Source organism: Serratia sp. ME47 (genome assembly GCF_903970925.1).
GTDB classification, from domain to species: Bacteria; Pseudomonadota; Gammaproteobacteria; order Enterobacterales; family Enterobacteriaceae; genus Serratia; species Serratia ureilytica.
In genome coordinates this window covers 62,949-75,982 of sequence record NZ_CAJCKE010000008.1, presented here as the reverse complement: position 1 = coordinate 75,982, position 13,034 = coordinate 62,949, and the positions used below count along the sequence as shown (strand labels likewise).

Here is a 13,034-nt window from a genome sequence, read left to right as displayed (position 1 = left end):
GCTCCAATCAGACTGGCTTGACGCCGGCGGCCAACAGCGCCTGCTCAAATTTATCCAGGAAAATACCCAGCTCATCATTGGTGATCAGCAGGGAAGGCAACAGGCGCAGCACACAGCCATTGCGCCCGCCGCGCTCCAGGATCAAGCCGGATTCGAAGCATTTTTTCTGCAGCAGCGCGGACAGCTCGCCATCGGCCGGGTAGCAGCCCATGTGATCCTGCGCTTCGTTCGGCTTGACGATCTCGATGCCGATCATCAGGCCCAGACCGCGGACGTGGCCGATCACCGGATAACGTTTCTGCAGCTCGGCCAGCTTGCCTTTGAGCCATTCGCCCTGAGCGGCCACTTTGTCGGCGACCTTATGCTCCTTCAGGTACTGCAGGGTGGTCAGGCCGGTGGCCATCGCCAGCTGGTTGCCGCGGAAGGTGCCGGTGTGGTGGCCCGGTTCCCAGGCGTCGAACTCTTTTTTGATGCCCAGCACCGCGAGCGGCAAGCCGCCGCCGACCGCTTTCGACATCACGATGATGTCCGGCTCGATGCCGGCGTGTTCGAAGGCGAACAGCTTGCCCGTACGGGCGAAACCGGCCTGAACTTCGTCGATGATCAGCAGAATGCCGTGTTCCTGCGTCACTTTGCGAATGCGCTGCAGCCACTCGGCCGGGGCCGGGTTAACCCCGCCTTCGCCCTGAACGGCTTCCAGGATCACCGCCGCCGGTTTACGCACGCCGCTTTCCACGTCGTTAATCAGATTATCGAAGTAGTAGGTCAGCGCCTTGACGCCGGCTTCACCGCCGATGCCCAGCGGGCAGCGGTATTCATGCGGGTAAGGCATGAATTGCACTTCCGGCATCATGCCGTTGATGGCCGCTTTCGGCGACAGGTTGCCGGTGACCGACAGCGCGCCGTGGGTCATGCCGTGGTAGCCGCCGGAGAAGCTGATCACGCCGGAACGGCCGGTGTGTTTTTTCGCCAGCTTCAGCGCGGCTTCCACCGCATCGGCGCCGGACGGGCCGCAGAACTGCAGGCAGTACCCTTTGCCTTCGCCAGGCAACAGAGAGAGCAGGTAGTCGGAGAAACGATCTTTCAACGGGGTCGTGAGATCGAGAGTATGTAACGGCAAGCCGCTGGTAATGACATTTTGGATGCTTTGCAGGACGTCGGGGTGATTATGTCCAAGAGCCAACGTTCCCGCCCCGGCCAGGCAATCAAGATATTGATTATTCTCAACATCAGTGATCCAAACGCCCTGGGCTTTCGCAATTGCCAACGGCAATTTGCGCGGATAACTCCTAACATTCGACTCAAATTCGGCTTGACGCGCCAAATAGGTTTCATTGTTTCCGTTTAATGAGTTTGCAACTAAAGTATCAATACGGACTTTATCCGTCATCATATCTCTCCTACAACCGAAGGTCTCAAGACGCAACGATTGAATTAATGAATTAGAAAAGTAACTGCCTTGTGAAAAGCGCGACCAATATATGGCTTTTTCGCCTGGGACTCAATAGCCGATTTTGTTTTGAATTGTTTAGTTTTTTCTTAGGCTCATCAATATGTTGTTGATTTGTTGACCGTTGGTTTTGCCGGCAAAAAACAACATTTCTTTAACATTGCGTAAAAATCCTTTTCTGCTTTCCTTTGGCTGCTTCTTTAATGCATTTATTATTAAGGTGAATTTCCGATTAATAACATAAATAGAAAATAGCGGCTTATTTTCATCTATTCACCACCTTAAGTCCTATAGCGGTTATATACACAAAATTTGTGATGAATATAAGCAGTCGAGCGTTAAAAGCGCAGTAGCCAGAGTGGTGATTTCTTGCAGATTTTACGTAGCGCGATCAAAATAGCGGGATTTTTGTGCGGCGCCGGCGTGTCTGCCGGCGCCTCGGTCATTAACGTTGCCGTAACCAGGCATGATAGCGCCGCAGGGTGCGGCGGGTGCGCCACCGATCAATGAGCAGCGACCACAGCGGGGAGTAGCGCACGTTGCGCGTCCGATCGCGGCTCAGGGCGTGCATGCGGCGCTTGATCAGCGCCATGCGGGCGAGCAGCGTCAGCGTTTTGTCGCGCCATTTTACCGGTGCGGGCAGCGCATGAGGGGCTTCGCCGGTTTGCCAGCGGCGCGGCAGATCGGGAATTTCCGCCATGGCGGTGGCGATGCCGACCACCGCGACGCCGCTGTTCAGCACCCGTTGCGCCACCGACGGGCGGGCGATGCCGCCGGTGGTCATCACCGGCATGCGCGCTACTGCGGCGAGATCGCGGGCGAAGGTCAGAAAATAGGCTTCGCGCGCCAGGGTGCTGTCGTCTGCGGCTTCCCCCTGCATCGCCGGGCTTTCATAACTCCCGCCCGACAACTCCACCAGATCGACCGGCAGTTCGTTGAGCATCAACAATACCTGTCGGGCCTCGTCCGGCGAAAAGCCGCCGCGCTGAAAATCGGCTGAATTGAGCTTCACCGCCACGCAAAAGTCTGGCGAGACACGCTGGCGCACCGCGCGCACCACCTCCAGCAGCAGACGGGCGCGATTCGCCAGTTCGCCCCCCCAACGATCGCTGCGCTGGTTGGCCAACGGCGACAAAAACTGGGAGATCAGGTAGCCGTGCGCCGCATGGATCTGCACGCCGGTAAACCCGGCCTTTTCGGCGGCGTGCGCGCTGGCGGCGAAGCGGGCGATCACCTCGGCAATCTGCGTTTCACTCATGGCCTCCGGCTGTGCGAACGCCTTGCTGTACTTGCCCATCGCCATCGGGATGGCGGAGGGCGCCCAGGCGTTGCCGCCCATGTTGGCCATCACCTGACGGCCCGGGTGGCTGAGCTGCATCCATACCTGCGCGCCTTCCTGGCGCGAGGCCGCCGCCCAGGTTTTGAACGCCTCGAGCGGCGTATCCTGTTCCAGCACCACGCCGCCGGGGCCGGTCATGGCGCGTCCGTCGATCATCACGTTGCCGGTGATGATGAGGCCGGCGCCGCCGATACCCCAGTGGCGATACAGACGCCATAGCGCGGGGCCGGGCAGTTGGCCTTCATCGGCCAGATTTTCTTCCAACGCGGCTTTGGCCAAACGGTTGGGTAAGCGGCTGCCGTTGGGCAGAATAAGCGGGGTAAACATCGGGTACGTTCCTGTCGCAGGGGGAATGGCGCTATACTAGGTTTAAAGTTAACTTTAAGGTCAATAGGGCATGAAAATCGGAGAGTTGGCGGAGCGCGCCGGCATGGCCGCCTCGGCGATACGTTACTACGAACAGCAGGGTCTGCTGCCCAAAGCGGTGCGCGGCGTTAACGGATATCGGGTGTATAGCGAAAGCGCGCTGGAGCGGCTGCATCTGATCCAAATCGGCCAGAATCTGGGGTTCTCGCTGCAGGCGATCCGCGGGGTATTGGCGCTGCAGGGCAGCGCCTATCAGGATGGTTTGATACAAGGCGTCGACAGCCGGCTGGCGGAAATCGAGCGGATGATGGCGACGCTGAACGAGCAGCGTGAGACGTTGATGGCGACGCGGCGCATTCTGTTGGAATCCGGCGTGGCGGGGTTGTGCCAGGTCAAAAATGAAAAGCTGGCCGGCGGGCTGCCGCCCTGCAAGGCTTAGCGGCGTTTAAAGGCGGAGCGCCCGGCCTGTGCGGTGAGCACCTTTCGCCCCGGATGCCGGGCGGGTTCAGTTTTAACCGCCATGTTTCCTATATCCGCAGCCGCGCCCACATCCCCTTGGCTTTCCCCATTTAAATAGCGGGAACCGCCTTAATATAATTAACATACATACCATTTCATTTTGAATTAAAAATAAATCCGGTAAAAAAAAAGACATTATAAAAAAAGGCGCTAGAATTTATCTGATACTTATTGCCGTTTAACGAATATATCGTTAAACATCATTCCTGAAAGGAAGTGCAATGAAATCCAAGCAGCCTGTAGCCAATGCGCCAAGCGTTAGCGAATTGAGTGCGCAAATTGAAAATAACCTTAAATATCAACTATGTGTTACCTTGCCTGCGGCAACTGAAAGCGACGTTTTCAATGCGGTGGCGCTGACCGTCCGTCATTATCAATATGATGACTTTCTAATTTCACAACAAAGACAGCGGGCGGAGAAAAAGAAACGCCTTTATTATTTGTCGATGGAGTTTTTATTAGGCCAGTCATTGCGCAATAACCTGATCAATACCGGCTTGTTGAAGAATATGCAGCGTGCGGTCACCGAACTGGGATTCGATTTCGAGCGCATTGTGGATGAGGAACCCGACGCGGCTTTAGGCAATGGCGGTCTGGGCCGTTTGGCCGCCTGTTTCATCGACTCGATGGCCACATTGGATATCGCCGCCTCCGGGCACGGCATCAAATACGAGTATGGGCTTTTCAAACAGGCAATCCACGACGGCAGGCAAATAGAACAGCCGGATGACTGGCACTCTACGCGCTCGCCGTGGCTGGTAGAGCATCATGCCCAACAAATGCTGATCCCGATCGGCGGCCGCGTTGAACATGGCGAAGACACCGAAGGCAACTATAACCCGATGTGGATGGACTGGCGGATCCTCGTCGGGATCCCGCACGACTATTTCGTTTCCGGTTATCAGGGCTCGGCGACCAATAAGCTGCGCCTTTACAGCGCGCTGGCTTCAGACTCCTTCAATATTCATATCTTCAACCGGGGCGACTATATCAAGGCGGTAAGCGAGAAAATCGCCTCGGAGAACATTTCGAAGATTCTCTATCCGGCCGATGAAGCTCTGACCGGCAAGGAGCTTCGTCTCACGCAGGAGTATTTCCTGGTCGCTTGCACTCTGCGCGATGTGCTGGCCGATTATGCGGGGGAAGAGGCATCTATCACGGCACTGCCGGAGCGGGTGGCGATCCAGCTCAATGACACCCATCCGGCTCTGGCGGTGGCGGAACTGATGCGTCTGTTGGTCGATGAGCACCAACTGCCGTGGGAGCAGGCTTGGGACATCACGCAGCGAACCTGCGCTTTCACCAACCACACGCTGATGCCGGAGGCGCTGGAAACCTGGTCGGTGAGCCTGTTTGAAAAACTGCTGCCGCGTCATCTGCAGATCGTTTATGAGATCAACCGACGTTTTCTGGCGCACGTCGCCGCGCGATGGCCCGATAAGCCGCAGTTATTGCCGTCGCTTTCCCTGTTCGCGGGCGATAACGACAAGAAGATGCGGATGGCTAACCTGGCGATCGTCGGCAGTCATCGGGTTAACGGCGTGGCGAAACTGCATTCGGAGTTGATCAAGAAAAGCCTGGTGCCGGACTTTTATTTTATCTCGCCGGAAAAATTCATTAACCAGACCAACGGCGTAACGCCGCGTCGCTGGGTGCAGCAGGCTAACCCGCCGCTGGCGGCGTTTTTGCATCAGCATCTGGGTGACGAATGGCCGACGGATCTGCAGCAGTTGGCGGGGCTCGAGAAATTGGCCGACGATATTGGCGCGATCGACGAGATACGCGCGATAAAACGTGCGAATAAGGGCGCCTTATGTCGATTAATCGCACAGCGTCACGGCATACAACTCGATCCGATGGCGATGTTCGACTGTCAGGTGAAGCGGATCCACGAATATAAACGCCAGCTGTTGAATATTCTGCACGTCATAGATCTTTATCTGGAGATCAAAGAGGGCGGTAAGACTATCGCGCCCAAAGTGCATCTGTTCGCCGGCAAAGCGGCGCCCAGTTATGCGGTGGCCAAGCTGATCATTCAGCTGATAGGCGCCGTGGCGCAGCGCATTAATCAGGACTCTCGCGTCGGCGGCCAGCTGAAAGTGGCTTTCCTCGAAGACTATAAGGTTTCACTGGCCGAACATATCATCCCCGCGACCGACCTGTCCGAGCAGATATCGACCGCCGGCACCGAGGCCTCGGGCACCAGCAACATGAAATTTGCCCTCAATGGCGCACTGACCATCGGCACACTGGATGGAGCGAACATCGAAATCCGCGATGCGGTTGGGGCGGATAATTTCTATCTGTTCGGCGCCACCGCCGAGGAAATCGACGATATCAGACGCCATGGCTATCACGGCGGCGATCATTATCTCAACAACCCGCGCATTGCGCGCGTGGTGGATTCGCTGACTTCGGGCCTGTTCGCGGCCGATAACGAGCTGTTCGCGCCGTTACGCAATATCCTGCTCACCGGCGACTATTTCTGCCATCTTCAGGACTTCGAGAGTTATCGGCTGGCCCAGCAGCGGGCGGCGGCCGATTTCGATGAGCCGGGGCAGTGGCACCGTCGCGCACTGTTGACCATCGCGCGCATGGGCGGTTTTTCCAGCGATCGCACCATTCGCGGCTACGCCAGGGATATTTGGGGGATGAATTACTGACATGACCACCCGTTTATTTCGGCGCCTGTCCCCGCTTGCCGGCTGTTTGTTCAGCGTTTGCGGCTGGGCGGCGGACACCGTGCCTAACCAGCCGGCGGTAAGGGTATTCACCAGCCCCTGGGCGCGTCTGTTTTCGGGCAGCGAGTCATCTTTTTCCACGGCGCTGACCTACAACTCGGATTTGGCTCGTCATCCGGTTTATGTGCCGACGGGACGGGACGCTTCCGAGATCCATGATAAATACAACCAGCGCCTGTTGCTGAGCATGCAGTATTCACCGATGAGCTATTTTTTTGCCAACATGACGGTGCGTGTGCCGCTGCAGGACACCAATAAATACAGCACCGACTTCGTGTACAGCTTTGGCTACGATGACTGGCATCCGGGCACCTTCAGCCTGGTGTACGGCAACTACAGCGAGGATAACCATTTTTATCCCGCTAGCGGCGCCAGACATACCTACTTCGAGCGGGGAGCCTGGACTTTCGCTTATAAATTCAGCTTGCCGGGCAGCCTCGAAAAACACTTGCTGATCAACAAAGAGGACGCGCTGATTTGCCAGGTGGGGTATAGCTATGTCCCGCGTTACTATTCTCTGGCCGACAGCGGCATCAAGCGCAATAAAAGCTCGCTGTTGGCCAGCTGCGGTTACACGCTGCTGCAACACTATTTCCTGCGCGTGTCGTCGTTTTATTATCCCGATAGCCGGCAACAGCAGCCGTGGGATTACGATTACACCTACAGTATCGGCTATGTGTCCAGCTATTTGCCGGGCGCGGTTTCCGTGCATTACGACAACTATTCCGGCACGCGCTACCCGTGGCGCAGCGATGCCAATGCCAATTTTCGTCGCGGGACGATCAACCTGAGCTGGACGCTCCCGTTTTAAGCGAGTGTGACTGTGGAACCGACGGACAAAGACAGCGCGTTCTCTCTGACTATCCTGATCGTCGATGACTCCAGGAGTTACCGACACCTGCTGGGCAGCATGCTGAGCAAATGGGGCTACCGGGTGCTGGAGGCGCAGGACGGCGTACACGCGCTGGCAATGTTGGAAACGCAGAACATCAACGCCGTCATCAGCGATTGGGAAATGCCGCAAATGGACGGTGTGGCGCTGTGCCGTCAAATTCGCCAGCGTGACTTCGGCCATTACATTTATGCCATTTTGGTGACCGCGCGCCAATCGATCGACGATCTGGTGCAGGGGCTGGAGTCCGGCGCTGACGATTTCCTTTCCAAGCCGGTCAATCAGAGCCAGCTGCGCGCCCGGCTGCATGCCGCGGAACGCGTCCTGACGCTGGAAAGCACGCTGGCGGTGCGCAACCAGCGCCTGAGCAGCGCCTACCAACAGATTGAGCAGGATCTGCAGGCCGCCGCGCGATTGCAGCGCAGCGTGTTGCCGTCGGCATCGCTAGCGTTCAGCAGTTATCAGGCGGACTGGATGTTTTTGCCTTCCGCGTACGTTTCCGGCGATCTGCTGAACTATTTTGCGCTCGATAGCCGTCATCTGGCGTTCTATTGTATTGATGTCGCCGGCCATGGCGTCAGCGCGGCGATGCTGTCGCTGGCGGTGGCCAGAGAGTTTCTCACCGGACGGATCGATGAGCGATTGCTGATCGTCGACGGGAACATCGTCGCGCCACATCAGGTGGTCGCTGCGCTCAACCGGCGTTTTTGCCTGGATAACGAAGAGATCACCAGCTATTTCACGCTCATCTACGGTTTTATCGACACGCAAACCGGGTTGGGCGCGCTCTGTCAGGCCGGGCACCCGACGCCGTTCATTATCCGTCAGGACGGCGAGCTGCGCACCGTCGGCCTCGGCGGCGTGCCCGTAGGGCTGTTTCCGCAGTCGGAATATCAGAGCAGCGAGTTTTGCCTGGCGCCCGGCGAACGGCTCTATCTTTACAGCGACGGCATCAGCGAATGTGAGAACCGCGCAGGCGAGCTTTATGGGGAAACGCGGCTGCAGCAGTTGCTGATCGCGCAGCGTAGGCAGCCGCGCTCGGCCGTTTTCCAATGCGTTGAGCGCGAGCTGGTGAGTTGGAGCCAGCCGGAGTCCGACGGGCTCGCAGAGTACGGCCGTTTCTTTAATGACGATATTTCGCTGGTGGCGATAGAGCGCACCGCATAACTCCCGACAACATCGATGAGGAAGACTATGAATTTTGAAATGCACACCGAAAATGACATTGAGATCGTGGTGCCGCTGGTGCGTCGTCTCGACGCCTCCGTCGCGCTGGCGTTCAAGCAACAGGTGCTGGAAGTGATCGAGCGTCATGGCCATCACGTACTGCTCGACTTCAGCCGGGTCGATTTCATCGACAGCAGCTGTTTGGGCGCCCTGGTATCAATACTCAAAACGTTGAACGGCAAAGGGGAGCTGGTGCTGTGTTCGTTGAACGGCAATATCCAGCATCTGTTCAAACTGACCCGCATGGACCGTATTTTTACCATCGGCGCCACGCGTCAGGACGCGATGAACATCCTCGCCCGCGAATAGTGCGGCGCTTTGCCGGGAGGCCTTGATGGAGACTGCCACCACTGCGCTGCGCCTGGGCGCGACGCTTGAGAACCTCGAGACGTTGAGCCGCGCCTTCCAACGTTTCGTGGCGCCGTTCGCGCTTGATCCCGCGGCGATATATCAGCTGGATTTGGCGGCCAGCGAGGCATTCAGCAACATCGTCCGGCACGGCGTCGATTACGACGCTCGGCAAACGATTGAGGTGACTATGTCACTTTCTTCCGGCGCAATCACTCTCACGCTCATCGATACGGGGCGTCCGATACCGGCCGACATTCTGCAGGCGGTGGCGGATAAGCAACGGTCGTTCCCCGAGCCCGGCGCCCTGGAAAATTGGCCAGAAAGCGGAATCGGATTGATACTGATTTATTCCATGATGGACAAAGTTCGTTACCGTACCGCCGACGGACGCAACGAGCTGATTCTGACTAAAAATACGATGGGCGAGCGAACCTGAAAGGCGGGACGCGCCCGTTGGAGACGCTACAGGAGTCAACATGCTCGAGCCATGCTTCCCCGAAAACGAAGCCGAACGCCTGTCGGTATTGGATTCGCTGAACGTGCTGGATTCGAACTCAGTAGAAAAGCTGGATCGCATCACGCGACTGGCTGCGAAATATTTCGGCGTCACCATTGCGCTGGTGTCACTGATCGACCGCGATCGTCAATGGTTTTTATCACGCTATGGCCTGGATGTCCGGGAAACGCCGCGCAACATCTCTTTCTGCGGCCATGCCATCCTGCAACGCGAAGCGCTGGTGGTGCCCGATACCGCGCAGGATCCGCGCTTTTTCGATAACCCACTGGTGGTCGGTGGCCCGCGCATCGGCTTCTACGTCGGGCAACAGCTGCTGTCCCTCGACGGGTTGCCGCTCGGCACGCTATGCATTATCGACAGTCACCCGCAGTCGTTTCCTCAAGATAAACTGGCCGACCTGCGTGACTTCGCCGCGGTGGTGGAAGAGTATCTGCAGAGCATCGAACGCAACGTCTATACCGAAAACCTGAAATCCGATCTGCAGCGCACGGAGGCGTTATTCGAACAGACTTTCTCTCAGGCGGCGGTGGGCATGGCGCTGGTTTCGCTGCAGGGGTATTGGCTGCGGGTCAATCCGCGCATCTGTGAAATGCTGCAATACTCCGAGCGCGAGCTGATGGATCGCACCTTTCAGGACATTACCTATCCGCTCGATCTCAACACCGATCTGGAAAAACTGCAGCAGTTGCTGAGAAACGAGATCGACACCTACTCGCTGGAGAAACGCTATTTCCGCGCCGATGGCACGATCGTATGGGTGGAACTGACGGTGGCGCTCAATCGGCTGCCGAACGGCAAGCCGGATCATTTCATCTCGGTCATCGTCGACATCAGCGAGCGCAAGGCGGCGGAGGCCGACCTGTATGCCTTGCAGCATGAGCTGGAAGAACGCGTCGAAATTCGTACGCATGAGCTTAACGCGGTGGTCAAACAGCTTAACGAAGAGATAGAAACCCGGGTGCTCGCCGAATCTCAGCTCAGTGCGGAAAAAGAACGCCTGCGCGCCATTACCGACAATATGCCGGCGTTAATCAGCCAAATCGACGCCAATGAACGCTACCTGTTCGCCAATAGCGCCTATAAGACCTGGTTTGGTCTGGAAGAGGCCAGCCTGCAGGGCATGACGGTGCGCGAGTTCATGGGGGAAAGCGTGTATCAGATGGCCCGGCCGATGATCGCGCGGGCTTTGGCGGGCGAAATGGTCAGCTTCGAAAACGAATTGCAGACCCAGCAGGGGCTGCTGATGATCCATACCACGCTGGTGCCGTGCGAGGCTCAGGGCTTTTACATTCTCTCCATGGATATCACCGAGTTGAAGCGACTGCAGCAACGATTGGAATATGACGCCACGCACGACATGCTGACCGGGTTGACCAACCGACGCGCATTTCTGCGCCGGTTGTCGGGCACGTTGCAAGCCTGCTGTCATCAGCGGCAGATGGCCCTGTTGTTCATCGATCTCGATGGTTTTAAGGGCATGAACGACAGTTACGGCCATGACTTCGGCGATCTGATCCTGAAGACGTTCGCCAAATTGCTCAGCGCTTGCGCCGACGAACGGCACAGCGTCTCGCGCCTGGCCGGCGACGAGTTCACGGTGATCCTGTGGCCGCTGACAGCGCCGCGGCCTGAGGTCAGCGCGTTTTGCGAAAAGGTGTTGGCGGAGCTGGCCGGTATTTCGCAGATCGGTCAGCAGAAGGTCTGCCTGTCCGCCAGCATTGGCGCCGCTATCTCTGCGAGTGGGGACGTGACGCCGGAAATGCTGCTGGCCAGCGCCGACGGCGCGATGTATCAGGCGAAATCCGCCGGCAAAGGCACTTACGCCATCTGTGAGCTATGAGCCAATGTTACGACATCTCAGTAAGAACGAAGACGAGCGCCTGGCGGCCATCGATGCGCTGGCGGGGTTGGGCGCCGGCCATGACGACGCGATCCATCAGGTGCTGACGATCACCCGCAAGCTGTTACAGGCCGAGGGTTGCCTCATTTACCTGCACGGAACGCGCAAGATTTGGATCCGCGAGCACATTGACGTCGGGTTCGAGGAGATCGATTTCGTCAGCCCCTTGTTCAATTTCGTTCGTCTGAGCGGCGAGGCGTTGATTTGTCCGGACACCCATGCGGATGAACGCTTTGCCTCGGATCCCATGGTCAACGGCGCCGCGGCGATCCGCCACTGCGCCGCCATCCCGCTGTGCACCCGCGAAGGCTATACGATCGGCGCGTTCTGCCTCGTGGGTTCGCAGCCAAAGCATCTGACTCGCCGTCAGGTCGAACTGCTGCGCAGCATGGCCACCATCGTCGGCGAGTTGATTGAAGCGCAGAGTGAGATCGGCCTGGTCGATGCCATCACTCGCTTGCCCAATCGACAACGGCTGATGGGTGAACTCGGCAATTTACCGGACACGGGCAAATACGCGTTATTGCTGTTCGATACGATAGATATCCAATACGCCTACGAGATGGCGCGTTCCTTCGGCCTGTCTACGGTAGAGTTACTGCTGGGGGATATCAGCCATTTCCTGAAAGAGACGTTTCTCAGTGAGCGCATGCTGTACAGCATCGCGCCCGGACGTTTCGCCGTCATTATCGAGGCGCAGCACATGCTGCAGGCGAAGCGCGATCTGTTGCGTTGCGCCGACCGTTTGCATCACGAAGTGAGAGGCGCCGTGCCGCTGCGCCTGGAGCTTAATGCCGGTTATGCGTTGTTTTCCGCGCCGCATGCCGATCCTCCCGAGATTTTGCGCCAGGCGACCAGCGCGCTGCATGATTCGATTGACGAGGGGCGAGCCGTCTCCCTCTATAGCGAGCCGAAGGATGCGGCGCGCAAGCATAATTTCAATATTTTTAATGAGTTGGCGCAGAGTCTGAAGGAAGATAATCGCGAGCTATTTTTGGAATACCAACCGCAGATTGATTTGGCGAGCGGCAGGATCGTCGGCGCGGAAGCATTGCTGCGTTGGCGGCATGAACGTTGGGGGGCGATCCCGACGGGGGAGTTCATTCCGCTGGTGGAAAATACCTCGCTGATCAAACCGTTGACCGAGTTTGTCATCGCGCAGTCGATTGAACAGTTGTTGTTGATGCGTGAAGCGGGGATCGCGTTTCCCATCTCGATCAACGTGACGGCCGGCAATCTGGCCGAGCGGCACTTTGCGGCGCGGTTGAATGAAGCCATCACCCGGCGCGGGCTGCAGGCGGGGGACATTGAGATAGAGTGTCTGGAGTCGCAACGCATTCAGGAAAGCAGCGCGGCGTTGGCCTGTCTGCATGCGCTCAAGGCCAACGGGCATCGCATCGCGCTGGATGATTTCGGCGCCGGCTACAGCAATTTAAACTATCTGCGCCATATCCCCGCCGACGTCGTCAAACTGGACGCCTCCCTGATAAGACTGCTGAAGAGCGATGCGGACAGCCGCATCATCGTGCAAAGCATCATCGATATGCTGCATAAACTCAACTATGAAGTCTTGGCGGAAGGGGTGGAAGACCTGGAGTCGCTCCACTACCTGACCGAGTATCGGTGCGATGTCGTACAGGGCTTCTATTTTTCACCGGCGGTGACGTTGGAAAAGCTGTGCGCGCTCGTCGACATTCACGGGCAGCAGCGGCGAAATGCCTGAGGCAACGCC

At 57.5% G+C, this 13,034-nt stretch carries 10 protein-coding genes; 8 read left to right on the top strand and 2 right to left on the bottom strand.

The annotated features are described in order from the left end of the window. Nucleotides 1–7 precede the first annotated feature (7 nt). Nucleotides 8–1,390: a diaminobutyrate--2-oxoglutarate transaminase gene (locus H7A77_RS10805; protein WP_071845182.1), complete on the bottom strand. Its 1,383-nt coding sequence runs from the start codon at nt 1,388–1,390 to the stop codon at nt 8–10. A gap of 505 nt (nt 1,391–1,895) precedes the next feature. After that, entirely contained in the window at nt 1,896–3,116 is a 1,221-nt protein-coding gene (locus tag H7A77_RS10800; RefSeq protein ID WP_103681784.1) for an NADH:flavin oxidoreductase/NADH oxidase family protein, read from the bottom strand. Nucleotides 3,117–3,186: 70 nt separating this feature from the next. On the opposite strand from H7A77_RS10800, the gene H7A77_RS10795 reads away from it, so the two are divergent. From H7A77_RS10795 to H7A77_RS10760, 8 genes are all read left to right on the top strand, one after another. Next, nucleotides 3,187–3,594, top strand: a complete 408-nt coding sequence (locus H7A77_RS10795) for a MerR family transcriptional regulator (RefSeq protein WP_089194745.1) — start codon at nt 3,187–3,189, stop codon at nt 3,592–3,594. A 301-nt stretch (nt 3,595–3,895) separates the two neighbouring features. Further along, nucleotides 3,896–6,337 carry a glycogen/starch/alpha-glucan phosphorylase gene (locus H7A77_RS10790; RefSeq protein ID WP_182074164.1) on the top strand — a complete coding sequence of 814 codons (2,442 nt, stop codon included), beginning with the start codon at nt 3,896–3,898 and terminating at the stop codon, nt 6,335–6,337. A gap of 1 nt (nt 6,338) precedes the next feature. After that, nucleotides 6,339–7,226 (top strand): hypothetical protein, encoded by an 888-nt coding sequence (locus tag H7A77_RS10785; RefSeq protein WP_227414466.1) that lies wholly within the window; start codon nt 6,339–6,341, stop codon nt 7,224–7,226. 12 nt (nt 7,227–7,238) lie between these two features. Then, nucleotides 7,239–8,474, top strand: coding sequence for a PP2C family protein-serine/threonine phosphatase (locus tag H7A77_RS10780; protein ID WP_255443861.1), 1,236 nt, complete (start codon nt 7,239–7,241; stop codon nt 8,472–8,474). A gap of 27 nt (nt 8,475–8,501) precedes the next feature. Continuing rightward, nucleotides 8,502–8,843, top strand: coding sequence for an STAS domain-containing protein (locus H7A77_RS10775; protein ID WP_089194747.1), 342 nt, complete (start codon nt 8,502–8,504; stop codon nt 8,841–8,843). Nucleotides 8,844–8,868: 25 nt separating this feature from the next. Then, nucleotides 8,869–9,321, top strand: coding sequence for an ATP-binding protein (locus H7A77_RS10770; RefSeq protein WP_142075527.1), 453 nt, complete (start codon nt 8,869–8,871; stop codon nt 9,319–9,321). Between the two features lie 40 nt (nt 9,322–9,361). Next, a complete protein-coding gene (locus H7A77_RS10765; RefSeq protein WP_182074163.1) occupies nt 9,362–11,242 on the top strand; it encodes a diguanylate cyclase domain-containing protein in 1,881 nt (626 codons plus the stop codon). 4 nt (nt 11,243–11,246) lie between these two features. Further along, on the top strand, nt 11,247–13,025 hold the full coding sequence (locus H7A77_RS10760; protein WP_182074162.1) for a sensor domain-containing phosphodiesterase: 1,779 nt from the start codon (nt 11,247–11,249) through the stop codon (nt 13,023–13,025). The last annotated feature ends 9 nt before the right edge of the window (nt 13,026–13,034 follow it).

Coding starts and splice junctions, on each gene's coding strand:
- H7A77_RS10805 (WP_071845182.1), bottom strand. CDS start 1,390: ATGACGGATAAAGTCCGTATTGATACTTTAGTTGCAAACTCATTAAAC.
- H7A77_RS10800 (WP_103681784.1), bottom strand. CDS start 3,116: ATGTTTACCCCGCTTATTCTGCCCAACGGCAGCCGCTTACCCAACCGT.
- H7A77_RS10795 (WP_089194745.1), top strand. CDS start 3,187: ATGAAAATCGGAGAGTTGGCGGAGCGCGCCGGCATGGCCGCCTCGGCG.
- H7A77_RS10790 (WP_182074164.1), top strand. CDS start 3,896: ATGAAATCCAAGCAGCCTGTAGCCAATGCGCCAAGCGTTAGCGAATTG.
- H7A77_RS10785 (WP_227414466.1), top strand. CDS start 6,339: ATGACCACCCGTTTATTTCGGCGCCTGTCCCCGCTTGCCGGCTGTTTG.
- H7A77_RS10775 (WP_089194747.1), top strand. CDS start 8,502: ATGAATTTTGAAATGCACACCGAAAATGACATTGAGATCGTGGTGCCG.
- H7A77_RS10770 (WP_142075527.1), top strand. CDS start 8,869: ATGGAGACTGCCACCACTGCGCTGCGCCTGGGCGCGACGCTTGAGAAC.
- H7A77_RS10765 (WP_182074163.1), top strand. CDS start 9,362: ATGCTCGAGCCATGCTTCCCCGAAAACGAAGCCGAACGCCTGTCGGTA.
- H7A77_RS10760 (WP_182074162.1), top strand. CDS start 11,247: ATGTTACGACATCTCAGTAAGAACGAAGACGAGCGCCTGGCGGCCATC.